This window comes from Devosia sp. LjRoot16 (genome assembly GCF_964252795.1).
Taxonomy (GTDB): domain Bacteria; phylum Pseudomonadota; class Alphaproteobacteria; order Rhizobiales; family Devosiaceae; genus Devosia_A.
Genome location: NZ_CAXUPH020000004.1, coordinates 210,311 through 234,317, shown reverse-complemented (window position 1 = coordinate 234,317; position 24,007 = coordinate 210,311). Strand labels below are relative to the sequence as shown.

Below are 24,007 nucleotides of genomic sequence, written 5' to 3'. Positions count from 1 at the left end.
CGTGGCATGAGGCAAGCATGACCACCTTCGTTGTCCACATACCGGCCGCGGAAGTCCACCGGTTCTACATGTTCGATCAGGGCGCCGTGCAAAGGGTGCCCGCACCTCACGTGGTGAGCCTCCGGCCGGACCGCTCGATCATGGTCGTGCGCACCACCTTCCGCACCGTCAGCAAGATGGCCAAGATGTTCCCCGACTGGCATTTTCAGGCACTGCTCGGGGCTTAGTGGGCCTGGCCCAAAGGTATCAGTCGGCGGCCCTCCCCCGTAAACGGGGGAGGATCACAGAAGACTGCACGTCCGGTCTAGTGCGCGGTCTGTACCGACGTCTCGCCGATACCGATGCCGGCGACTTTGCCGCCCTTGATCAGGTAGCCGATATACTGCGCGATGTCCGAATAGCCGCCCGGGCGGTCGGAGCGGTAGGCGATCTTGCTGCCCGAGGCGGCGCCGAAGGTGGCCTTGAGCTCGGCGGTGGAGGCGCCGAGGCCCGGGATGCCGAAGTTCGGCGCGGTGAGCCCGGCTGGCGCGGCGTCACAGCTCTTCGACGGCTTGCTGGCAGCTTCCGCGGCCACCATCATCACGAACTCGTATCCGCCCAGTGCGTTCGAGATGAACCACACATTGGCGCCCTCGGCGCCGTAGCACAGCCAGTCGGCGCGGCCGGTGCCGTCGCCCTCGCGCCGGATCGTGCCGCCAAAGGCCTTCTGCACGTCCTTGAGCTTGGTGCGCTGCAACTGCACGGTCAGCTTGCCGACGCCGATCGCCTTGACCGGCGCCTTCTCGATATTGGCTTTGCTGAAGTTGAAGCTGTTGCCGAAGATCGCCTCGCCCATGCCATCGAGACCGGCAGCGGAGGCAGGGATGGTCGTGAGGACGAGGGCGGCCAGAAGGGTGACAGTAAGGGCGGCAATACGGGTGCGCATGCGGGGCTCTTCGGATTTGGCTGGCGCGGGAACATAGCGGGACCGATGCCGAAATCCAGTGACTTTTAGGCTTAGCGCCTGCGCCGCAATGACATCCGGGGTGGGGCAGGGTATCGAGGGGGCATGAAAGTCGCGCTCGAAACCCTTCTCGCTTCAGCCCCTTACCTCCAAAGTCTCGCCGATCGTCACGCCGACTGGTTCGCCGCGGCGCGAAAGCTGTCGCCCGATACGGCGCTGGCGGCGGTGCTCGATCAGGTGGCGAAGGCCGGGCAGGCAGCGTCGACTGAGGACGAGATCGGGCGCGAATTGCGCATTGCCAAGGGGCGTGTCGCGCTGCTGGCGGCGGTGTCGGAAGTCGAGGGGCGCTGGACCACGGCACAATCCACAGCGGCACTCTCCGATCTCGCCGATGCGGCGCTCGACGCCGGGCTCGAGGTGCTGCTGCGGCTTGCCGCGGCGCGTGGGCTGACCGGGGCGACGGCGGCCAATTCGGGGCTGGCGCTGTTCGCGCTCGGCAAGCATGGCGGGCGCGAGCTCAACTATTCGAGCGACATCGACATCGTGGCGTTCTTCGATCCCGACAAGGGGGCAGTGAAGGAGCGCGGTGAGGAGACAAAGTTCTTCACGCGCATCGTGCAGCGGCTGGCGAGCCTGATGCAGGACCGCACCGAGCACGGCTACGTGTTCCGCACCGATCTGCGGCTCCGCCCCGACCCCGGCGCCACCCCGGTGGCGCTGCCGACCGAGGCGGCGCTCGCCTACTACGAGAGCCGCGGGCAGAACTGGGAGCGGGCGGCCTGGATCAAGGCGCGGCCCTGCGCCGGCGACAGGGAGGTGGGGGAACGGTTCCTCAAGGACCTCGCCCCCTATGTGTGGCGGAAGCACCTCGACTTCGCGACCATCGCCGACATCCAGGCGATGAAGCGCCAGATCAATATCACCAAGAATGTCGGCGATGCGCGCGTCGCCGGGCACAACGTCAAGCTCGGCCTGGGCGGCATCCGCGAGATCGAGTTCTTCACCCAGACCCAGCAACTGATCGCCGGCGGGCGCGACCAGGCGCTACGCGTCCGCCCTACGGCACTGGCGCTGAAGGCGCTGGCGGCGGCCAACTGGATTTCGAGGCGGGCGGCCGAGGATCTGACACGGATCTACTGGTTCCTGCGCGGCGTCGAGAACCGGCTGCAGATGCTGCGCGACGAGCAGACCCATGTGATGCCCGAGGCCGAGGCGGATATCGCGGTGATCGGCACACTGATGGGTGAAGCCAATCTGCCAGCGTTCGAAACGGCTTATCGGGCGGCGTTGAATCAGGTTGTGGGGTACTATTCCGACCTCTTCGCCGAGGGCGAAAGCCTCGCGGCGGGCGGCGGCAACCTGGTGTTCACCGGCTCGGACGATGACCCCGAGACCATCGAGACGCTGAGCGGCATGGGCTTCAAGGCCCCCTCCAAGGCCATCGAGACGGTGAAGAAGTGGCACTATGGCAGCTACGCTGCGACCCGCGCTGCGGCAGCGCGAGCCCATCTCACCGAGCTCTTGCCAGCTCTGCTCGCGACCATTTCGGGTGCCGGCAATCCCGACGAGGCGCTGGCGCGCTTCGACAACTTCCTCTCCCGTCTGCCCTCGGGCGTGCAGCTCTTCGCGCTCCTGCGCAATCACGAGAACCTCAGGAGCCTCTTGGTCGCGCTGATGGCCTCGGCGCCGCGCATGGCCGACGCGGTGATCCACCGCGCGCATGTGATGGACGGGCTGATCGACCCGGCTTTCGCCGACGACGTGCGGCGGCGCGAGACGCTGCTTGGCAAGATCGAGGCGTTCTTTGCCGATGCGCGCGACTATCAGGACGTGATCGACCGGGCCCGCATCATCGGCCAGGAGCAGATGTTCCTGATCGCTGCGGGCTTGCTCGCCGGCTCGATGGACGCGGCGCGGGCAGGGGAGCAGTTCACCACTTTGGCCGAAGCGTTGCTGACCCGGCTGTTCGACGCGGTGCGGCGCGAGTTCGAGAAGCGGCATGGCGTGGTGCCGGGCGCGCGGGTAGCGCTGCTCGCCTTCGGCAAGATGGCGAGCCGCGAAATGACGGCGCGCTCCGACCTCGATTTCATCATGCTCTACGACACCGTCGGGGCCGACGAGTCCGATGGCGAGAAGCCACTGGCGGCCAGCCAATACTATGCGCGGCTGACGCAGCGACTATTGGCGGCGCTGAGCGCCCCGACCTCCGAGGGGGTGCTCTACGAGGCCGACATGCGGCTGAGGCCGTCGGGCAATGCCGGCCCCTTGGCCACCAGCCTTTTGGGCTTCATCCAGTACCACCACGAGAGCGCCTGGACCTGGGAGCACCTGGCGCTGAGCCGGGCCCGCGTCGTCTATGCCGATGGCGAACTGGGCGCCAAGGTCGATGCGACCGTGGCCGAAATCCTGGCCCGACCGCGCGACGCGGCAAAGACCATCGACGACGTGCTGACCATGCGCGCCCTGGTGAGCAAGGAGCGGTCGCCGCGCCACGCCTTCGACCTGAAGCTGGCGGCGGGCGGGCTGGTCGATCTCGAGTTCATCGCGCAGTCGGCACAGCTGGTGGCCGGCGACACGGTCGCCGCGCCGCAGGCCACCACCGGCGTGGTGCTTCGCCGCCTGGCCGAAACCGGCTTGGTGCCCGAAGGCTTGCGGCTGGCCGAAATCCTCGAGCTTTACTCCACCGTGCTGCAGGTGATGAGTGCGGCGTTGGCCGACCCGTTCAAGGACGAGGGCTGGACCGAGGCCTTCCGCGAACTGCTGGCGCAGCGCACCAACACGCCGAATTTCGAGCGGCTCGCCGCCGATATCAGCGAGATGGAAGCCGAAGTCAGCGCCGCAGCCGGGGCGTGGTACGCCAAGGCGCGCGGGCTCTAGTCTTCACGTCCCGATCGGCGCGTGGCCAATGGCATAGGCGCCGAGGAACAGCGCCCAGTCGTTGATGATATGCGCGCCCGCCGACACCCAGAGGTTGCGGGTGACGAGGTATGAGAGCGTCAGCACGATACGCGCCGTGCCGATGATGCCGAGGCACTGCACGATGTTCCAGCCATAGGTCGGCAGGTGCAGGGCGGAGAACCACAGGGTCGAAACGACGACGGCGATGGCGAGGCCGACGCGCTTCGACAGGCCGAACCGGCTGACGCAGAGCCACAGCACCGCCAGCAGCGGCAGGATCGTGGTCACCTCCTCGCCGATCAGCTGGATGAAGGTGCGGGCAAGGAACAGCACGAGCTCGGCCGGCCCAATCCCGGCGAGCGACGTCACCGCCGGATTCGCCACCATCGGGGTCAGCAGGCCGAGCAGGAAGCCCGCCGTCCATCATAGAACGGCAGGTCCGTGTGTTCGCTCATCTCTGCCCCCGGTGCTCTATCGGCCCACTAGGCCATGGAACCCCTGGTGGCGTCGAGGTGGCTCAGGCGGGGGCGTACGCGACTTCCACATCCAGCACCCAGGTGATGCCGAAGCGGTCCCTGAGCATGCCGTAGAGCGGCGACCAGTTGGCCGGGGCGAGCGGCTGCAGGACCGTCGCGCCAGCCGCGAGCTTCTGCCAGTAGGGGGCGACTTCCTCGGCGTTGCTGCCGCGCACCGAGACGAAGACCGGGATTTCGCCCGGGTTCCAGCCGAGGCGCGATGGCACGTCGTAGGCCATGATGCGGAAGCCGCTCTCGGCCTCCACCTGGCCCCACATCACCTGGTCGGCCTCGTCGGGGCTCTGCACCGCGCCGGCGTCCCTGTAGGTGACGACTGCTTGCTGGCCGCCGAACACCGACTGGTAGAAGGCGAGGGCGGCGCGGGCATCGCCGCGGAAGTTGAGGTGGGTGGTGGTCTTGATGGTCATGGCATGGCTCCTGTTTGCTGGCCTGATGCGACCTGCTATAGCCGGGGCCAACTGCCACTTTCTGTCAGTTGGATGATGGCCCGACCCGACCGGCTTTTCCGCCTGCTGCAGGCGATGCGCGTGCTGCCCGCCCCGATCACCGCCGCTCGCCTCGCCGAGGAGACCGAGGTGTCGCTGCGCTCGCTGTATCGCGACATCGACAGCCTGCGCGCTGCGGGGGCGCGCATCGAGGGCGAGCGCGGCTATGGCTACCGGCTGATCGAGGACTATGCGCTGCCGCCGCAGACCTTCGACCGTGATGAGATCGAGGCGCTGGCGCTGGGGCTGGCCGAAGTGAAGCGGATGGGCGATCCCGCGCTGGCGAAGGCCGCAGCCTCGGTGCTGGCCAAGGTTGCGGCGACGCTGCCGGACGATCGCGAGCAGCATCTGTTCCACGCCGTCTCGCAGGTTTACCGACCGGACGCCCGCTTTGCCGCCGGGCTCGATATGGACCTCGTGCGCCAGGCCTGCTGGCGCGAAGAAGCGCTCGCCATCCGCTACACCGACAAGGCCGGCGCAACCTCCGAGCGCACCATCCTGCCGCTGGCCGTCGTCTACACCGAAGGCACGCTCACCGTTCTCGCCTGGTGCTGCCTGCGCGAAGCGTTCCGGATGTTTCGGGCGGATGGGATCAGCCAGCTGCGGCTGGCCGGGACCAGCTTTCGGCCGCGACGCGTGGTGCTGCTGCGGGAGTATCTGGCGGAGCTGCAGGGGAGGAGGACGGGATAGCGGTAATGTCGCCTTGCGGCTTCACCAAGCTCGACATGGGGGGGACGAGCCCGGTGGCTACCGAAGTCCCTAAGCCGCCTTCGCCGCTTCCTCGGCCAACACCGGCAGGCTCACCGCCACCGTGGTGCCGAGGCCCTGCCGGCTGTCGATGGCGAGGTGGCCGCCCGACAGCTCGGCAATGGCGCGGGCGATGGCGATGCCCAGCCCGGCGCCTTCGCGGTCACGGGTGAGGGCGGCGTCGCCGAACACGAACGGCTGTGACAGCGTGGCGAGGCGTTCGGCGGTCATGCCGATGCCGGTATCGGTGATTTCGAGCACCACGCCGTCGCTGCCGGCATAGGCTGCGAGGGTGACCTTGCCGCCGCGCGGGGTGAAGCGCACCGCATTCTCGACCAGGTTCGAGACCATCCGTTCGAGCGCGAAGCGATCGGCGGTGAGTGGGGCTGTGCAGGGGCCGCCGAGGCCGAAGATCACTCCGGCGTGCTGTGCCTGGCCGGCAAAGCGGCGGAACACCCCAACCAGCAATTCGTCGGCAGTGAAGCGGTCGCTCTTCAGCTCACGCCGGCCGCCTTCGAGTTCGGCCAGCTCGAGGATCGAGCCGAAGAAGCCGAGCAGCCGCTCGCCCGAGGTTTTTACCGCTTCGACGTAACCGAGGTAGCGCGGGTCGCCGAGCGACCCATAGGGCTGCTGCCGCATCATGTCGGCAAAGCCGATAATGTGGTTGAGCGGGGTGCGGATGTCGTGGCTGAGATGGGCGAGGAAGCTGGTCTTGGAGCGGCTGGCGGCCTCGGCGCGGAGCTTTTCCTCATGGTAGCGCCGGGCAAGCAGGCGCTGCTCCTCGCGCACCGTGGTCAGCAGCTGATTGGTGCGGCGGCTCTCGGTGACATCCATCAGCAGCGTGACGAAGCCGGAGCCGGCGAGCGGGCGCTCCTCGATGAGGAGGGTCGAGCCGTCCTCGCGATGCAGCTCGAGCAGGCGGTTCTCGAAATCCTCGCGCACCGATTGCATGTAACCGCCCTGCGCCAGGCTCTTCACCACTTCGTGGTAGGCCGCGCCGGCCGCCAGTGCGTCGGGCGCCACGCCCAGGCGCTCGGCGAAGCGGTCGTTGCTGGCGAGGAGCCGCGCATCGGCGCCCCAGCAGGCGACCCCGAACGGCAGCGTGTCGATCAGCGCGGCATAGCCGCTGGCGGTGTCGCGGCCGGTTGCGCGGACGAGCAGCCACTCCAGCGCGCCGATGATGGTGCGGCGCAGCCAGTTGCCGCGCATCAGTCCATCAGGCGCGCGGAATCGCTTCGCCTCGTCGCCGGATTGCTCCGTCGGCCGCATCAAGTTCTCCGTCTATGTGATTGGAGCGACCCAGTGATTTGCCCCTTGGCGGGGACTTTGAATCGGCTTCGCCGTCACTGTCCAGAGGGGTTTCTGAACGGGAAGACGGCGAAGCCAAAATCATGAGTCGGCTGAATCACTTAGCGGGAAAGAAAAATTCTTCTAGCGCTAAGGTTCTGTTAACCAGCCAGCGTCCGCTCGAGGATATCGGCAGTGTTGCGGCTGAGCCCACCCGATTCCTGCAGCGATTTCAGCGCTTTCTCCGCCTCGCCGCGACGTACGGATTCGAAGCTGCGCCATACGCGGAAGGCCGTAAGCACGCGCGCCGCGACCTGCGGGTTGCGTTTGTCGACATCCCCGACGAACTCGGCGAGGAAGCGGAAGCCCGCGCCGTCCTGGCGCGCGAACTGCGTCGGATTGTTCATGCCGAAGGTCGCCATCAACGCCCGCAGCCGGTTCGGGTTGTTCCGTGGGAAATCCGGCGAAGCAAGGATGGCCTTGATGCGCTCGAGCGCCGCGTCGTCGGCGGCGAGCGCATTGAGCGACAGCCACTTGTCGAGCACCAGCGGGTCGGCGGTGTACTGCCGGTAGAAATCCGACAGCAGCGTATCGGCATCGGCGGTCCAAGACTGCACCACCGTCGAAAGCGCCGACAGCCGGTCGGTCATGTTGAGCGCCCGCTGATATTGCTCGCGCGCCAGCTTGTCCGCGCCCTCGGCCTTGCCGAGCACCAGGAGGGCAAGAGCGGTGTTCTTCATCGAACGCCGGCCGGTCTGCTGGAAATCGGGCGAATAGGCGAGACGGCTGTCATTGGTCAGATAGACCTTCTCCAGCGTCGGGGTGAGGCGGGCAACCAGGGCTGTCACCAGCCCGGTACGCACTTCGTGCACGCGGTCGGGGTCGACATCGCTGCCGACCGCCCGGGCGATGGTCTGTTCGTTCGGCAGGTTCAGCGCCAGCGCCTTGTAAGCCGGGTCGAGCTCCTTGGAAGCCAGCGTCTCCTCCAACGCGTCGGCGATGGCGACGACCTGTGCGTCGCTCCATGGCCTGCCGCCGATTGCCTCGAGCATCAGCCGCATCGACACGTCCTGTAGCGCCTGCCAGCGGTTGAACGGATCGGCATCGTGACGGGCTAGGAACAGCTGGTCGGCTTCGCTGGCGCTGCTGCTCAGCTGCACCGGCGCCGAAAAGCCGCGGAACAGCGACGGCACCGGGCGGTTGGGGATGCCGGTAAAGCTGAGGCTGAGCCTGTTGGTATCCATGACGATCAGGTCGTCGCGCACCTCGCCGCCGGACACCGAGGCCCAGCTCATCGGGCTGCCGTTCGGACCGATAAGGCCGAACTTGATCGGCAGCACCATCGGTTGCTTTTCGTCCTGGCCAGGGGTCGGCTTGTTCTCCTGCACGATATCGAGCGTATAGGTCTGCGTCGCCGCATCGAACCGGTCGGTGACGCTGACCTCGGGCGTGCCGGCCTGCAGGTACCACTGCTGGAAGTGCTGCAGGTTCTGGCCAGAAGTGTCCTCGAACACCTTGATGAAGGCCTCGATGGTGGTGGCCTCGCCGTCATGGCGCTCGAAATAGAGGTCCATCCCCTTGCGGAAGCCGGCCTCACCGAGCAGCGTCGCCAGCATGCGGACGATCTCGGCGCCCTTCTCGTAGACCGTCGCCGTATAGAAGTTGTTGATTTCCTTGTAGCGGTCGGGCCGCGCCGGATGGGCGAGCGGGCCGCCATCCTCGGGAAACTGCGTCTGGCGCAACTGCCGCACGTCATCGATGCGGTTCACCGGGCGCGAGCGCTCGTCCATCGAGAACTCCTGATCGCGGTAAACCGTCAGGCCTTCCTTGAGGCAGAGCTGGAACCAGTCGCGGCAAGTGATTCTGTCGCCTGTCCAATTGTGGAAATACTCGTGCGCGATGACGCTCTCGATATTGATGTAGTCGGCGTCGGTAGCGCTCTCGGGTTTGGCGAACACCAGCTTGTCGTTGAAGATGTTGAGCCCCTTGTTCTCCATCGCGCCGAAATTGAAATCGGAGACGGCGACGATGTTGAACACGTCGAGATCGTATTCACGGCCGAAGCGGCGCTCGTCCCAGGCCATGGAGCGCTTCAGCGAATCCATGGCGTAGAGGCACTCGCTCTCCTTGCCGTGTGCGCAGTAGATGCCGAGCGCCACCTTGCGCCCCGAGGCGGTGGTGAACTCGTCATGGATCGAGCCGAGATCGCCCGCCACCATGGCGAAGAGGTAGGCCGGCTTCGGAAACGGATCCTCCCACACCGCGAAATGCTTGCCGTCGGGCAGGGCGCCCTTCTCGACCAGATTACCGTTGGAGAGCAGGATCGGCGCCAGCACCTGGTCGGCGGTCATCCGCACCTTGAAGGGCGCCAGCACGTCGGGGCGATCGAGATAATAGGTGATGCGGCGGAAGCCCTCGGGCTCGCACTGCGTGCACCAGGTGCCGCTGGAGCGGTAAAAGCCCATCAGCCGAATGTTCTTTTCCGGCTCGACCGCCACCTCGGTCTCAAGCACGAAGCGCTTGTTCGGTGGCTGGTGGATGGTGAGCCCCGTGGCAGTCGCCTCATAGGCGGTGAGCGCCTGCGGCAGCCCGTCGATGGCGACGCTGCGCAGCGTCAGTTCCTCGCCATCCAGCACCAGCGGCGTGCCGGGCGCGGTGTTGGGACGCGGCACCAGCGTCAGCAGGGCACGGATCACCGAGGTGTCGGGGGCGATCCGGACGTCCAGTTCGACCTTCTCGATGGCGTAGGGGGTCTCGGCATAATCCTTGAGGAAGACCGTCTCTTCGTTCTCGCCGCGCATTAAATTCTCCGCAACATCAACTCGTTAACCAACTGTGGCGCAGGCGCAACAGCCGAATCCCATGGTTAGTGTATTCTATGCGGCTGACAACCAGCCAATTTGGACACGATCCTTGCCGATTCCGGCGGTATTGGGATTGGCGCTTGGCTGGCCCGCCAGCACGCACCTCCGTCACGCTATTGGCGTGGCGTGTGCGTAATCCAAAATACAGAAGAGGGCAAAGCCCTCGGATGGCAAGAGCCGCTTGACCTCAACCTATGTTGAGGTCGTAGCCGTGCCGCCATCCTGACGATGGGACGAGGGAGACGGCCGTGTTCGACAGAGTGTTCAAGTGGTTCGAGGATCGGCTCAACCCCTATCCGCTCGGTGAGCCGCAGCAGCCGCCCAAGGGGCTGGTGGCGTTCTGCCTGCACTACTGCAAGGGCGCCAAGCGCTGGCTGATCGCTATGGCGGTGCTGGGCGCGTGCATCGCGCTGGGCGAGATTCTGCTGTTCAGCTTCATGGGCTCGATCATCGATTGGCTCGGCACGGCGGACCGCGCCACGTTCTTACAGACTGAAGGCTGGAAGCTCATCCTGATGGCGGTGGTGCTGCTCGCTATCCTGCCGTCATTGCAGATCTTCGACACGCTGATCATCCACCAGACGCTGATTGGTAACCTGCCGCAGCGCATCCGCTGGATGGCGCATCGCTACCTGCTGCGCCAGTCGATGAGCTATTTCCAGGACGAGTTCGCCGGCCGCATCGGCGCCAAGCTGATGCAGACCTCGCTGGCCGTGCGCGAAGTGGTGATGAAGCTGCTCGACGTGACGGTGTTCGTGGTCGTCTACTTCGCCGGCGCCGTGGTGCTGGCGGCGATGAGCGACCTGTGGCTGGCCGTGCCGTTCCTGGTCTGGCTCGCCATCTACGTTTCGCTGCTCTGCTACTATGTGCCCAAGCTCGGCAAGGTCGCCGAGGCGCAGGCCGATGCGCGCTCGCTGATGACTGGGCGCATCGTCGACAGCTACACCAATATCGCGACAGTAAAGCTGTTCTCGCATTCGCACCGCGAGGAAGCCTACGCGCACGAGGCCATGGATCAGTTCATGGGCACCGTGCACAAGCAGATGCGGATGTTCGCCCTCTTACAGATCGTCATCCCGCTGATGAACAACCTGCTGCTGTTCGCGGTCATGGCGGTCGGCATCAACCAGTGGCTCAACGGTTCGATGACCCCTGGGGCGATTGCCGTCGCCACGGCGCTGGTGCTGCGCTTCCAGGGCATGAGCCAGTGGGTGATGTGGGAGATGTCGCAGCTGTTCGAAAATATCGGCATCGTGCGGGACGGCATCAACTCGATCTCGCTGCCGCGCGTCGTCGCCGATCAGCCCGGCGCCAAGCCGATCGGCCCGGTGAAGGGCGACGTGCGCTTCGACGATGTCGGGTTCCACTACGGCAAGGCGTCCGGCGTCATCGACCATCTCGAGCTCGCCATCAAGCCGGGTGAGAAGATCGGTCTCGTCGGCCGCTCCGGCGCCGGCAAATCGACCATCGTCAACCTGTTGCTGCGCTTCTACGACCGCGAGAGCGGCAGGATCACCATCGACGGCATCGACATCGCCACCGTGCAGCAGGATACGCTGCGCGAGCAGATTGGCGTGGTGACGCAGGATACCTCGCTCCTGCATCGCTCGGTGCGCGAGAACATCCTCTATGGCCGCCCCGACGCAACCGAGGCGGAGATGCTTGCCGCCGCCCGCCTCGCCGAAGCCGACGTGTTCATCGACGGGCTGGTCGATTTCAAGGGCCGCAAGGGCTACGACGCCCATGTCGGCGAGCGTGGCGTGAAGCTCTCGGGCGGCCAGCGGCAGCGCATCGCCATCGCCCGGGTGCTGCTCAAGAACGCGCCGATCCTGGTGCTCGACGAAGCCACCTCGGCCCTCGACAGCGAGGTCGAAGCGGCGATCCAGGGCCAGTTGCAGCTCCTGATGCAGAACAAGACGGTGATCGCCATCGCGCACCGGCTCTCGACCATCGCCATGATGGACCGCCTCGTGGTGCTGGAGCAGGGCAAGATCGTCGAGCAGGGCACCCATGCCGAGCTGATCACGCTGGGCGGAGTCTACGCCAAGCTCTGGGCCCGCCAGTCCGGCGGGTTCCTCGAGATGGACGTACAGGAGGAGGCGGCCGAGTAGGCCGCCTCGCAACACATAATTTCAACCACCCCAAGGAGGGGACAAATGGAAACTCGCAATCAACCCGGATTCATCGACCTCAGCGCGGGCCCCAACGCCAGCCGGTCCAAAGTGAAGCGAAAACAATCCGTTAGAGCCCTGACCTGACTCGGATAGTCAGTTACCGGGCTCGGAAAATGAGTTCAAAATGCTCAACCGAGTCATTGCCTGGTTCGATGCCCGCTACTCCCCTGTAGCGCTGGCCAAGGACACCCAGCCCCCCATGGGGGTGACCAAATTCACCATGTATTTCGTCAACCAGTTCCGCGGCGCGTTCCTGCTCCGCATGGTGCTGGTGGCCATCGGCTCGATTGCCGATGCGATGATGCCGGTGTTCGTCGGCGTCGTCGTCGGCCTGCTCGCCACCACCCCGCCGGGGCAGATGTTCGAGCTGCACTGGCAGACCTTCCTCTGGATGATCCTGGTGATCGCCGTGATCCGGCCGATCACCTTCCTGCTCGATACGCTGGTGCGTAACCACGCGATCGTGCCCAACCTCGTCGACATTGTCCGCTGGCAGAGCCATTGGCACGTCATCCGGCAGACCTGGAGCTATTTCCAGAACGACTTCGCCGGGCGCATCGCCAACAAGATCATGCAGGCCGGGGAATCGATCGAGACCTCGGTCAACATGACCATCGATGCCGTCTGGTACGCCGGCATCTTCGTCATCGTGGCGGTGGTCGTGCTGGCCCGGCTCGATTGGGTGCTGCTGGTGCCGATTGCCGTCTGGCTGGTGCTCTACGGCATGCTGTTCACCATCGTCATGCCGCTGATCGCCAAGCATTCCGAGGATCTCTCGGAAGCCAAGTCCGTGATGACCGGCCGCGTCGTCGACAGCTACACCAATATCCACACGCTGAAGACGTTCTCGACCGACGGTCACGAGGACGCCTATGTGGCGGACTCGGTGAACGAGCACGCGGTGGAGTTCCGCAAACTCATGCGGGTGTTCACCTACATGTGGTCGACGCTGTTCCTGCTCAACGCCGGCCTCGTGATCTCGATCGCCTGGATCGCGCTCAGCAGCTGGAACGCCGGAACGCTGAATGCCGCCGCAGTGGCAACGGCCATCCCGTTCGCGTTGCAGATCATGAACATGAGTGGCTGGATCCTCGATGTCGGCTCCAACATCTTCCGTCAGATCGGCACCACGCGGGATTCGATGATCACCATCGCCCAGCCGATCACCATGCTCGACAAGCCTGAGGCCAAGCACCTGGTGGTGAAGGAAGGCGGCATCGCCTTCGACAACGTCACCTTCAACTACTGGCGCGGCAAGGAAGGCACTGTGATGGAGGGGTTCAACCTCACCATCAAGCCGGGCGAGAAGGTGGGTCTGGTCGGTCGTTCCGGCGCCGGCAAGTCGACGCTGGTCAACCTGATGCTGCGTCTGTTCGACGTGGAATCCGGTTCGATCCGCATCGATGGGCAGGACGTTCGCGACGTCACGCAGGAAAGCGTGCGCGCCGCGATTGGCCTGGTCAGCCAGGACACCTCGCTGCTGCACCGTTCGGTGCGCGAGAACATCAAGTACGGCCGCCAGACCGCGACCGACGAGGAGATGATCCGCGCTGCCGAGCACGCCAAGGTGGCCGACGTGATTGCCGGGTTGATGGACCCCAAGGAACGACGGGGCTACGACGCCCATGTCGGCGAACGGGGGGTCAAGCTCTCGGGTGGGCAGCGCCAGCGCGTCGCCATTGCCCGGGTGCTGCTGAAGAACGCCCCGATCCTGGTGCTCGACGAGGCGACCTCGGCGCTCGACAGCGAAGTCGAGGCGGCGATCCAGGAACAGCTGGTGTCGCTGATGCAGGGCAAGACCGTGATTGCCATCGCCCACCGCCTCTCGACCATCGCCGCGATGGACCGGCTGGTGGTGCTCGAAAAGGGGCAGATCGTCGAAGAGGGCACCCATGCCGAGCTGCTCGCCGGCGGTGGGCACTATGCCCAGCTCTGGGAGCGCCAGTCCGGCGGGTTCCTCGACATGAAAGCCGAGGCAGAAGCCGCGGAGTAAATTAGGGGGCGGCGGACACCAGTCCGCCGCCCTTGCTCTTCCCTTGGGAATATCGTTACTACCGGTATCAATATCGGAACTGTCTTGTCTGCGGCAATGATGCAAGCCGTCAACAGGGAGTAGTCGATGAGCGCTACCGATGAGGGTCGAGCGTCTATTGTTAAGGGGCAGAAGAGCGAAGCTGCTGTGCAGGGCTCGATATATGCTGCCGGCGTCAGCGCAGAGACCGTCGGAGCGAGATCTCTGTTCCTGGGCGTCGTGACACTGCCGCCCGGCAAACGCACGAAGGCTCACGTGCATGAGTTCCACGAAACGGCCATGTACATGCTGTCCGGCGAGGCGGTGGACATGTACTCGGGCCCCAATCTCGAACACCACGAGCAGCTCAACATTGGCGACTACGTCTATATCCCCGCCAACGTTCTGCATGTCGCCGTCAATCGCAGCTCGACGCCCGCCGTTTTCGTCGGATCTCGCAACGAGGCGACCGTGAACGAGAGCGTGGTCCTGTTCCCCGAGATGGATGGAGTCGTTCCCTAGGCCCGTCCTTCACAATGGCGGCAATTTTTCGTTCACGCGAAAACCCTCGAGAACACCCTTTCCGCGATTTCACGTTCCCTTCGTTAGGACTCAAGCTATTGAGTGTTCAACGAGAACACCCATGAAGCTCCTCGAGCCCATTCACCGCTTCTTCGAGCGCTGGACTGACCCATTCGGGAAGTCCGGCGATCTGCAGCCGCCGGCGGTGACCTGGCGGTTTTTCTGGTTCTACATCTCGCAGGCGAAGCTGGCATTCGCCTCTCTGCTGGTGCTCGGCGGGGCGGTGGCGCTGGTCGAGGCGGCGCTGTTCTACTATGTCGGCCGCATCGTCGACATTCTTGATAACTCCAGCCAGGCCGAGGGCTGGGCCGGGCTGATCACCGGGTTCGGGCCGGAGCTGGTCTGGATGCTGGTGGTGACCCTGGGCGTGCGCTTCATCATCACCTGGCTGTCGGCCACGGTGGAAGAGCAGACCGTCAACCTCGGCTTCTACAACCTGGTGCGCTGGCAGGCCTACGCCCATGTGATCCGGCAGAACCTTACCTTCTTCCAGAACGATTTCGCCGGCTCGATCGCCAGCAAGGTCTGGCAGTCCGGCGGCGCAGTGGGCGACTTCATGGTCAGCCTGCTGCAGGTGGTGTGGTTCATCGGCATCTACACCGTGACCACCGTGGTGCTGGTCGGCCAGCTCGACTGGCGGCTGGCCGCGGCAGTGCTGTTATGGGTCGCGGCCTTTGCTGGACTGGCGCGCTACTACGTGCCGCGCATGCGAAAATACTCGGCCGGCGCCGCAGAGCAGGCCTCGGTGCTGACCGGGCGCATCGTCGACAGCTTCTCCAACATCCAGACGCTGAAACTGTTCGGCACGGCCGAGGCGGACGACAAGTTCGTCAAGTCGGGTTTCGAAAGCTTCATCGCCGCCATGACCAGGTTGGCGCGGACGCTGGTCGGCGTGCGCACCGCCATGGGCATGCTGTCCGGCGTGGCGATTGCCGGCATTGCGGCGCTCTCGGTGCACCTGTGGACCGAAGGGCTGGTGAGTGTCGGCGGCGTCGCCTTCACCACCGGGCTGGTGCTGCGGCTCTATAACCTCCTCGGTCGGCTGATGAACCAGCTCAACGGCCTGATGCGCAATTATGGCACCGCGCAGAACTCGGCCGAGCTGATCGCCCGGCCGCTCGGGCTGGTCGATGCACCGGACGCAAAACCGCTGCGGGTGACCGAGGCGGCCATCAGCTTCGACCATGTCAGCTTCAAGTACGACAATGCCCTGCCGGTAATCGATAACCTGCAGTTGCAGATCAAGGCAGGCGAGCGCGTCGGGCTGATCGGCCGATCCGGGGCGGGCAAGTCGACCATCGTCAACCTGCTGCTGCGCTTTTACGACGTGCAGGGCGGCAGCATCACAATCGACGGTCAGGACATCGCGCATGTCACGCAGGAGTCGCTGCGCGCCAATATCGGCGTGGTGACGCAGGATACCTCGCTGCTGCACCGCTCGATCCGCGCCAACCTGACTTACGGCCGGCCCGATGCCACCGACGACGAGATGTTCGCCGCGGCGGCCTCGGCCGAGGCCGACGATTTCATCGAGCAGTTGATCGACCAGAAGGGCCGCACCGCCTACGACGCCTTTGTCGGCGAGCGCGGCGTCAAGCTCTCGGGCGGCCAGCGGCAGCGCGTCGCCATTGCCCGCGTGCTGTTGAAGAACGCCCCGATCCTGGTGCTCGACGAAGCCACCTCGGCGCTCGACAGCGAGGTGGAGGCAGCGATCCAGGGCCAGCTGAAGACGCTGATGCAGGGCAAGACCGTGCTCGCCATCGCCCACCGGCTCTCCACCATTGCCGAGATGGACCGGCTGATCGTGCTCGAAGCGGGGCGGATCGTCGAACAGGGCACCCATGCCGAGTTGCTGGCGGCCGGCGGCCACTATGCGACGCTCTGGGCCCGCCAGTCAGGCGGCTTCCTTGATTTGAGGGCGGCGGAGTAGGGGGCTACTTACGCACCCGGTAGTGCAGGTGCGTGACGCCTTCGCCCTCGAGCACCCGCAGCCGCTCCAGGTTGCCCAGGCCAAACCCCAGCGTGTCGAACAGTCGCGTGCCGTCGCCGAGCAGGAACGGCACCTGGTGGAGCATCAGTTCGTCGAGCAAGCCGGCCTTCAGCGCCATCGGCACCAGCGTGCCGCCGCCATGCATCATCACGTTCCGCTCGCCAGCTGCCACCTTGGCTTCGCGCATCGCGACACCGAGATCGTCGACATAGTGCACGTTCGGCCATTTGCGCACCCACTCCGGCGCCTCGTGCCGGCTGACGATGAAGATCTCGACGCCGTCGTGATGATCGCCGTTCCAGCCGCCGGCGGGCTCGAACGTATGGCGCCCGGCGACCACCGCGCCGGTCGCCATCATCTCGTCCCAGATCTGCCGGTTGACGCCTTTGAGCTGCGCGACCGCGGCATCGAAATCGCCGCCTTCGGCATCGCCGAACACCCAGTCGTGGAGGTGCTGGCCCTCGTCGCCGAGACCGTTGTCCGGCCGGACGTTCGGCCCGGTGATGAAGCCATCCACCGATATCGACATGTACAATACGCTCGAACCCATCGTCTTTCTCCTCGGTTGGGCGGCGTTGGCCGCTCTCACCATCCCGACGAGTGAACGCAGCCGGGATCGACAGGCTGCTAGGCTATTTCTCGCAGGATCGTCTCGAGGCTCGATTCGAACGCCTCCTCGATGCTGCCGCCGAGATTGAAGGCGTTGCCGATCTCCATCAGAACGAAGCCGTGCAGGAACGCCACCAGCGTGCGCGACAGCGGCAGGATGCGTGCCTCGGCAATGCCCGCGGCTTTCAGTTCCTCGAATAACGGTTGCGCCGAGAACAGGCAGGCGGCGCGGATCTCGGGGTCGGTGAAGGCGTTGCCGCTGTAGATCGCCTTGTAGCGATTGGGCGCGGCAAGGCCGAAGCGGCGATAGGCAGTGGCCATGGCGATCAGCCGCGCCTTGGGCGCCACCCCCTTCGTCTCGCGCCGGAGATAGGCCTCGAGCTCGTGGAGGATCCCGATCTCGACCACCTTGAGGATCGCCGCACGGTCGGCGAAGTGCTTGTAGAGCGAAGGCGGCTTGATGCCGGCGCTCGCCGCTACGGCGCCCATGGTGAGGGCGTCGGGACCCGCGGTTTCGACCAGCGTCCGAGCTATGCTCGCCAACTGGGCAGGGGAGGTCTTAGCGGGCGTCGGCACTGCGTGCGGCCTTCTTTGCCGGGCCAATGAGGCCGAGATGGGTGTGGTGGGCGACGCCCGGATATTTGAGGCCATAGCCGACAGCCCGGTCCATGCCGATATGGGCGGCCCAGATCAGTGCGACTTCCGTCAGCCAGAAGATGCCGCCGAACCAGCCGATGGCGCCGAGCACGGCGGGGACCGCATAGGTATGGGCGAGGTTGTAGATTTTCGCCCCGGCCGTTTCGCCGGCATAGAGCCCGAAGAAGCTGAGATCGGGCGCCAGCAGCAGCACCGCGAACAGCCACCAGTTGCCGCCGAGGAACCAGTAGGCGGTGACGGCCGCAATGAGCGCCACCAGCCCTTCGACGCGCAGCGTGGTCGCGACGGACTTCGGCGGGAAACCGGCAGTGGTGGGCATGGATAACCTCAATGGCTAACGTATGTAGCGATGATAGCTATATTCGTTAGCTATGAGAGTCAAGCAGTCGTGTTGTTGCTCTGCCGTCGCACCGAACTCGATGTCATCTCAGCGAAAGCTGGGACCCAACTCGCCGCAGCGCAAGTGGATGAATGGGTCCCAGCTTTCGCTGGGATGACAGCCGGTGGCTATGGGACCTGGTAGCCTGTCATCACCACTGAAGACGCCCTCACTTCCGCACAAACGCCTCGCCGATGGCGTGGAAGGCCTTCACGATGTCGTCGGGGGTAGGGGAACGCTCGGGATCGACCAGCCACTGCGCGATGACGCCGGTGGTGACGGCCAGCATCAGCGAGCCGACGGCGCGTTTCGTTTCGACATCGGCATCCGTTTCGGCGAAATCGTCGCCGAGCCCGACTCGCGCGTCTTCCTGGCCGGCCGCTATGATGTGGATGAGCTCGGGCATGCGGATGGCGGTGGCGGCGTTTTCAAAACTGGCAGCCGACAACTGGCGATCGCCTGATACGGCAGCGGCGAGGTCGCGCCAGTGCCTTGCGAAGCGCTCGCCATAATCGGCAATCGATGCCGCCGGCTCACTACCGAACTGGTCGCCCCACTCCCCAAGCATCTCGACGATCGCCTGGGTCATCAGCGCGTCTTTCGAGCCGAAATGGTAGCCGATGGAGGCGAGATTGGTGCCCGACGCGGCGACGATGTCGCGTGCCGTGGTGTTGGCGTAGCCCTTCTCGCGCAGGCATTTTTTGGCGCCGGCGAGCAGATCTTCCTTGTGTCCCATGATCCTTCCTAGCGGCTGCGACGAGTCGTTTCTATACGATCGTATGAAATTCATCTAGACAGATGTTTTATACATACGTATGAATATCGACATCGCAACAGGAGATGCCGTGATGACCCACCACCCGATCCGTACCGTGCTGATCTCCGGGGCCAGCGTCGCCGGCCCGTCCCTCGCCTTCTGGCTCAGCCGCTATGGCTTCCAGCCGACCATCGTCGAGCGGGCCAGGCAGCTGCGCGAGGGCGGCTACGCGGTGGATTTCCGTGGCACCTCGATGGAGGCGCTGCGCCGCATGGAGCTGCTCGATGCGGTGAAGGCCGAGGCGACCAATATGGGCGACATGTACTATGTCGATCGCCACGACCGCGAAGTCGCCACCATGCCGGCCGCCGCCTTCAGCGGCGAACTCGAGATCATGCGCGGCGACCTGGCGCGCATTCTCTACGATGCCACCAAGGCCGGCACCGAATACATCTTCGGCGACTCGATCGCCGAACTCACCGACCTGGGCGACGGCGTCGAAGTCCGTTTCGAGAGCGGCAGGGTCCGGAGCTTCGACCTGGTGATCGGCGCCGATGGGCTGCATTCAAATGTGCGCCGATTGGCCTTCGGTCCGGAGGAGCAGTTCGTCCGCGATCTAGGGCTCTATGCCTCGATCTTCACCGTGCCCAACCGGCTGAACCTCGACTATTCCGGCCGGCTGTTCAGCGCCCCCGGCACCATCGCTGGCGTCTACAGCGCCCGGCAGAACCGCGAGGCGCGGGCGCTGATGTTCTTCGACGGCGATTTCGGCGATTGCGACTATCGCGATGTCGGGGCGCAGAAGCAGTTCGTACGGCAGCGCTTTGCCGGGCAGGGCTGGCACGTGCCGCAGATCCTCGCGGACATGGAGTTCGCCCCGGATTTCTACTTCGACACCATCAGCCAGGTGGTGATCGAGCGCTGGTCGCGGGGCCGCGTCGCATTGCTGGGCGACGCCGCGCATTGCGCTTCGCCGCTCTCCGGCATGGGCACCGGGATGGCGGTGGTGGGGGCGTATGTCCTCGCCCAGGAGCTGAACGCCTCGCCCGACAATCGCCAGGCGGCGTTCGCGAACTACCAGCGCAGGCTGCAGCCGTTCGTCGATGCCAGCCAGACGCTGGCGCATAAGGCCGTCGGCGGCTTCGTGCCGAAAAGCAAGTTCAGCATCTGGATGCGCAACCTGATGATGAAGCTGCTGCCGCTGCTGCCGGTAGAGGCGATGCTGAAGGAGACCTACGCCGCGGCCAACGCCATCAGCATCTGAGGGAAGGGGGCGGCGTCGCGGGGGCGCCGCCCTTCGTATTACATCGGCATCAACTCGGCGACTTCAACCGAGCCGCCGGCGGCATAGATCGGGCAGCCGCGCGCCAGGGAGATCGCGTCGTCGAGGCTTTTGGCCTCGAGGATGGAATAGCCGGTCAGCGCGTTGCCGTTGGTGCTGGCCACACGACCGTCGGCGCCGATGGTCTTGCTCGGCCCAGCCGGGTTGCCCATGTCGGCGACGGCGCTGCCCATGCCCTGGTACCAGGCGACCCATTTCTCCATTGAGCCTTCGAGGTCTGCCGGTGAGGTGGCGGGCGATCCGTGAAAGCCCAGAATGTATTTCGCCATTTTCTGTTTCCCTGTTTTGCCGCTGCTTGATGGTCACATGCTGGTCGGCAGGTTCAGCGGTTTGCCTGTCTCGAGCAGCGTCTTCAGACCCGCGACAACCACCGGCCAGCCGGTGTCGATGCCGGCATTGGCCTTCTCGTAGTCGTGGTGGGTGATGGTGAACTTGACGACCTCGCCCATCGGCTCGATCGCGAAGGTGACGAGGGTCGGCTGCGAATTTTCGGCCCAGCTCGGAATGAAGCTCGAGACGATCTTCTTCAGCGGCTCGACCTCGATGACTTCGCCATCGAGCATCACCTGGCCGTCGCCGGTGAGGTAACGGAACGGCCCCCCGCGCTTCAGCGCGCTGTCGATCCGGGTGCCGTAATAGTAGAGCGCCGTCAGCTCGGGCCGGGTGAGGGCATCCCACAGCGCCTGCGGCGTCGTCCGGATATAGGTCTCGAGCACGAAATTCGGTTTGTCGGCCATCGGTACTGAACTCTCCAACTGGTTCTTCAAATCGAGTGCGAAGCGCGCGAACGGCTTCTGGTAGGGCGCGATCCACCGGTCCGCGACTTCCTGGATCGGGGAGGCGTTGAGGTAGTGGTACTTGAACCGCCCCTCCTTGCGGCTCGTCACCAGCTTCGCCTCTTCCAGCACCTTGAGGTGCTTCATCACCCCGAACCGCGTCATCCCGAGCCCGCTTTCGAGCTCGGTCAGGGTCTGTCCGGCCTTGTCGCGCAGGCTGTCGAGCAGCTGCCTTCGGGTCGGATCGGCCAGGGCTTTGAAGACGGCATCCACAGTCACCACAATAGGTGACCAAATGGTCACATGTCAAGAGTGGGAGGTTGCCGGAGCTACGGGGAGGGGGATTGGCAGCTGGAATGGCAGCGGCTACATCAGTCGCCTGCCGGCGCTGCAATCGATTGCGCGTCGGGCATCTATCGGAGGAACTCCCCACATGGCGAAGACCAGGACCGCGGCTGTGCCTGCCACGACCGGCTACGGCGAACTCGATCTCGCGGGGCAGTTCCAGCTGACGTCGCCGAAGCTGAAGCTCAAGGCGCCGATCACGCTTCCCGGCGACGTGCATACTGCGCTGCTCGACGCCAATGAGATCCCCGACCCGTATTTCGGCCAGAACGAAGTCGACGTCATGTGGGTCAACAAGACCCCGTGGACGGTGGAGCGTAAGTTCGAGGCGAGCGCCGCCGACATCGACGGCTACCTGACGCTGACCCTCGACAACGTCGATACCATCGCCACGGTGATCCTCAACGGCGAGGCGATCGCCGAGACGCAGAACCAGTTCATCCGCTACGACATCGACGTCACCGGCAAGGTGAAGGTAGGGGTCAACACGCTACGCATCGAGTTCGCAGTGACCCGCGATGTGGCCAAGGCCCGCTCCGACGCCCACCCGTTCCCGATCCCCTTCACCTACAACTATCTCTCGAACGGCCTCGAAGGCGTGCACATGAACTTCGTGCGCAAGGCCGCCTGCCACGCCGGCTGGGATTGGGGCATCTGCCTGATGCCGACAGGTGTCTACGGCAAGATGGCGATCCGCCGCTCGCGCCTCGCCCGCCAGGAGAGCGTCACGGTCGAGCAGGCGCACGGCAAGAAATCCGTCGAGCTCTCGATCACGACTCGGGTTTTCGCCTTCGCCGAGGGTTCGGTTGAGCTGATGCACGAGGTCGATGGGCAGAAGCTTGCCGACAAGGTGGTGGTGCGGCCGGGCGAGAACGTCTTCACCCACAACGTCACCATCAAGAACCCAAAGCTCTGGTGGCCGAACGGGCAGGGCCAGCAGCCGCTCTACGAGCTCTGGACCACACTCGACGGCGAAGTGACGAAGCGCAAGCTGGGTCTGCGGAAGCTCGAATGGCTGGTCGAGAAGGACGAGATCGACCACAGCTTCAAGGTGCGGATCAACGGCCGCGACATCTCGATGTTCGGCGCCAACTGGATCCCGGCCGACGCCATCCCGTCGCGTATCACTCCCGACACCGTTCGCGACCTGCTCGAAAGCGCCCGGGCGGTAAACATGAACATGCTCCGCATCTGGGGCGGCGGGCAGTACGAGCCGGACTATTTCTACGAGATGTGCGACGAGCTCGGCATCCTCATCTGGCACGACTTCATGTTCGCCTGCATGAGCTACCCATCCGATCGGGCCTTCCTCGCCGATGTGCGCACCGAGATCACCCAACAGATCCGCCGCCTCAGCCACCACGCCTCGATCGCGCTCTGGTGCGGCGACAACGAGGTGATCGGCTCGCTCCACTGGTACCCCGAGACCAAGGCGGCGCCGGAGCGCTACGTCGCCAACTACGACCGGCTCAACTCGATGCTCGGCTATATCGTCGAGGACGAGGATCCGACCCGCCGCTTCTGGCCGTCCTCGCCCTCGCTCGGCTACATGGATTATTCCGACGGCTGGCTGATGGATACGCGCGGCGACACGCACTACTGGAGCGTCTGGCACTCGGCCAAGGACTTTTCCGCCTATCGCGAGGTGAACCCGCGCTTCGCCTCGGAGTTCGGCTTCCAGAGCTTCACCTCGCTGAATGTGATCGAGAGCTTCACCAAACCCGAGGATCGCAACCCGACCTCGCCGGTGATGGAAGCGCACCAGCGCAATACCGGCGGCAACTCGCGCATCCTCGAGACCATGACGCGCTATTTCCGCTTCCCCTCGGGCTTCGAGAACATGGTGTTCCTGAGCCAGATCCAGCAGGGCCTCGCCATCAAGACCGCCATCGAATACTGGCGCTCGACCAAGCCGCGCTGCATGGGCACGCTCTACTGGCAGATCAACGACGTCTACCCCGTCGCCAGCTGGTCGAGCCTCGACTATGGCGGGCAGTGGAAGCTGCTGCATTACATGGCGAAGCGCTTCTACAATCCCATCAACGTCGTGGCCGTGCCGGACGGCGACACCATCCTCCTCAAAGCCATCAACGATACCGCCGAAAAGGCTGAAATCGCTGTGGAAGTTCAGGCGGTAGATGCCAATGGCAAGGCCCGCGTCATCGCCACGGCGAAAGTGAAGAGCAACCCCGACAAGGCAGTGGTGGCAACCAAGCTGAAGCTTGCCGATCTGGGGCCCAACGAGTTCCTGTTCTTCTCCTGGACCGCCGAGGACGGCAAGCTGCTGGGCGAGAACGACTACTTCCCCAAGGCCTACAAAGCGTACGAACTGGCCGAAGCCAAGGTGAAGGCGAGCTGGTCGGGTGGCGACAAGGCGCCGGTGCTGACCCTCACCGCCGACAAGGCGGCAGTGTTCGTCACGGCGACGGTGGATGTGCCCGGCTACTTCTCGGACAACGCCGTGACGCTGCTGCCGGGGCGGGAGGTGAAGCTAAGCTTCACGCCGCGCAAGGGGGCGGCGGTGACGAAGGATGCACTGGCCAACAGCCTCAAGGTTGGGCACCTCAGGCAGACGTACTGAGAAGCCGGCGAGGGCAGCCCCCCACCCTTAATCCCTCCCCGCAA

General features: G+C 64.9%; 20 protein-coding genes. 9 read left to right on the top strand and 11 right to left on the bottom strand.

Annotated features, from left to right (window positions below; translation table 11 throughout):
• Nucleotides 1-17: 17 nt before the first annotated feature.
• Nucleotides 18-227, top strand: a complete 210-nt coding sequence (locus ACSQ23_RS19070; RefSeq protein WP_055879725.1) for a hypothetical protein — start codon at nt 18-20, stop codon at nt 225-227.
• 77 nt (nt 228-304) lie between these two features.
• On the opposite strand, the gene ACSQ23_RS19065 is transcribed toward ACSQ23_RS19070, so the two are convergent.
• Entirely contained in the window at nt 305-925 is a 621-nt protein-coding gene (locus ACSQ23_RS19065) for a hypothetical protein (protein ID WP_055997265.1), read from the bottom strand.
• A 123-nt stretch (nt 926-1,048) separates the two neighbouring features.
• Here ACSQ23_RS19065 and ACSQ23_RS19060 point away from each other — a divergent pair, with 123 nt between their 5' ends.
• Nucleotides 1,049-3,820: a bifunctional [glutamine synthetase] adenylyltransferase/[glutamine synthetase]-adenylyl-L-tyrosine phosphorylase gene (locus ACSQ23_RS19060; protein ID WP_436091544.1), complete on the top strand. Its 2,772-nt coding sequence runs from the start codon at nt 1,049-1,051 to the stop codon at nt 3,818-3,820.
• 3 nt (nt 3,821-3,823) lie between these two features.
• Here the strand turns inward: ACSQ23_RS19060 and ACSQ23_RS19055 are convergent, their stop codons facing one another.
• Nucleotides 3,824-4,210, bottom strand: coding sequence for a CPBP family glutamic-type intramembrane protease (locus ACSQ23_RS19055; RefSeq protein ID WP_436091543.1), 387 nt, complete (start codon nt 4,208-4,210; stop codon nt 3,824-3,826).
• Nucleotides 4,211-4,358: 148 nt separating this feature from the next.
• Nucleotides 4,359-4,784: a VOC family protein gene (locus ACSQ23_RS19050; RefSeq protein ID WP_055997274.1), complete on the bottom strand. Its 426-nt coding sequence runs from the start codon at nt 4,782-4,784 to the stop codon at nt 4,359-4,361.
• Nucleotides 4,785-4,859: 75 nt separating this feature from the next.
• On the opposite strand from ACSQ23_RS19050, the gene ACSQ23_RS19045 reads away from it, so the two are divergent.
• Nucleotides 4,860-5,552: a helix-turn-helix transcriptional regulator gene (locus ACSQ23_RS19045; RefSeq protein WP_055997277.1), complete on the top strand. Its 693-nt coding sequence runs from the start codon at nt 4,860-4,862 to the stop codon at nt 5,550-5,552.
• A 69-nt stretch (nt 5,553-5,621) separates the two neighbouring features.
• Here ACSQ23_RS19045 and ACSQ23_RS19040 read toward each other — a convergent pair whose 3' ends face one another.
• Together ACSQ23_RS19040 and pepN are read right to left on the bottom strand one after the other, a co-directional pair.
• Nucleotides 5,622-6,878: a sensor histidine kinase gene (locus ACSQ23_RS19040; protein WP_055879708.1), complete on the bottom strand. Its 1,257-nt coding sequence runs from the start codon at nt 6,876-6,878 to the stop codon at nt 5,622-5,624.
• 179 nt (nt 6,879-7,057) lie between these two features.
• Nucleotides 7,058-9,697, bottom strand: coding sequence for an aminopeptidase N (gene pepN, locus ACSQ23_RS19035; RefSeq protein ID WP_436091542.1), 2,640 nt, complete (start codon nt 9,695-9,697; stop codon nt 7,058-7,060).
• A 323-nt stretch (nt 9,698-10,020) separates the two neighbouring features.
• Between pepN and ACSQ23_RS19030 the strand changes: the two genes are divergently transcribed.
• From ACSQ23_RS19030 to ACSQ23_RS19015, 4 genes are all read left to right on the top strand, one after another.
• Nucleotides 10,021-11,871: an ABC transporter ATP-binding protein gene (locus ACSQ23_RS19030; RefSeq protein ID WP_055879959.1), complete on the top strand. Its 1,851-nt coding sequence runs from the start codon at nt 10,021-10,023 to the stop codon at nt 11,869-11,871.
• 187 nt (nt 11,872-12,058) lie between these two features.
• On the top strand, nt 12,059-13,927 hold the full coding sequence (locus ACSQ23_RS19025; RefSeq protein ID WP_436091541.1) for an ABC transporter ATP-binding protein: 1,869 nt from the start codon (nt 12,059-12,061) through the stop codon (nt 13,925-13,927).
• A gap of 126 nt (nt 13,928-14,053) precedes the next feature.
• A complete protein-coding gene (locus ACSQ23_RS19020) occupies nt 14,054-14,467 on the top strand; it encodes a cupin domain-containing protein (RefSeq protein ID WP_055879702.1) in 414 nt (137 codons plus the stop codon).
• Nucleotides 14,468-14,588: 121 nt separating this feature from the next.
• On the top strand, nt 14,589-16,457 hold the full coding sequence (locus tag ACSQ23_RS19015) for an ABC transporter ATP-binding protein (protein WP_436091540.1): 1,869 nt from the start codon (nt 14,589-14,591) through the stop codon (nt 16,455-16,457).
• Nucleotides 16,458-16,461: 4 nt separating this feature from the next.
• On the opposite strand, the gene ACSQ23_RS19010 is transcribed toward ACSQ23_RS19015, so the two are convergent.
• The 4 genes from ACSQ23_RS19010 to ACSQ23_RS18995 all read right to left on the bottom strand — a co-directional run bounded on the left by ACSQ23_RS19010 (nt 16,462) and on the right by ACSQ23_RS18995 (nt 18,898).
• On the bottom strand, nt 16,462-17,067 hold the full coding sequence (locus tag ACSQ23_RS19010) for a dihydrofolate reductase family protein (protein ID WP_436091539.1): 606 nt from the start codon (nt 17,065-17,067) through the stop codon (nt 16,462-16,464).
• A gap of 77 nt (nt 17,068-17,144) precedes the next feature.
• Nucleotides 17,145-17,702, bottom strand: a complete 558-nt coding sequence (locus ACSQ23_RS19005) for a TetR/AcrR family transcriptional regulator (protein WP_436091538.1) — start codon at nt 17,700-17,702, stop codon at nt 17,145-17,147.
• Nucleotides 17,686-18,102, bottom strand: a complete 417-nt coding sequence (locus ACSQ23_RS19000; RefSeq protein WP_436091537.1) for a DUF4260 domain-containing protein — start codon at nt 18,100-18,102, stop codon at nt 17,686-17,688. The genes ACSQ23_RS19005 and ACSQ23_RS19000 overlap by 17 nt, the downstream gene beginning before the upstream one ends.
• Before the next feature lie 229 nt (nt 18,103-18,331).
• The gene (locus ACSQ23_RS18995; protein ID WP_055879689.1) at nt 18,332-18,898 is read right to left on the bottom strand and encodes a TetR/AcrR family transcriptional regulator; all 567 of its coding nucleotides are present in this window, start codon (nt 18,896-18,898) and stop codon (nt 18,332-18,334) included.
• Between the two features lie 112 nt (nt 18,899-19,010).
• Between ACSQ23_RS18995 and ACSQ23_RS18990 the strand changes: the two genes are divergently transcribed.
• The gene (locus ACSQ23_RS18990; protein ID WP_436091536.1) at nt 19,011-20,183 is read left to right on the top strand and encodes an FAD-dependent monooxygenase; all 1,173 of its coding nucleotides are present in this window, start codon (nt 19,011-19,013) and stop codon (nt 20,181-20,183) included.
• Nucleotides 20,184-20,221: 38 nt separating this feature from the next.
• Here ACSQ23_RS18990 and ACSQ23_RS18985 read toward each other — a convergent pair whose 3' ends face one another.
• On the bottom strand, nt 20,222-20,530 hold the full coding sequence (locus ACSQ23_RS18985) for a YciI family protein (RefSeq protein WP_055879687.1): 309 nt from the start codon (nt 20,528-20,530) through the stop codon (nt 20,222-20,224).
• Nucleotides 20,531-20,563: 33 nt separating this feature from the next.
• Complete coding sequence (locus tag ACSQ23_RS18980) at nt 20,564-21,310, bottom strand: ArsR/SmtB family transcription factor (protein WP_055879684.1); 747 nt, start codon at nt 21,308-21,310, stop codon at nt 20,564-20,566.
• 160 nt (nt 21,311-21,470) lie between these two features.
• On the opposite strand from ACSQ23_RS18980, the gene ACSQ23_RS18975 reads away from it, so the two are divergent.
• Nucleotides 21,471-23,963: a beta-mannosidase gene (locus ACSQ23_RS18975; protein WP_436091535.1), complete on the top strand. Its 2,493-nt coding sequence runs from the start codon at nt 21,471-21,473 to the stop codon at nt 23,961-23,963.
• Nucleotides 23,964-24,007 lie beyond the last annotated feature (44 nt).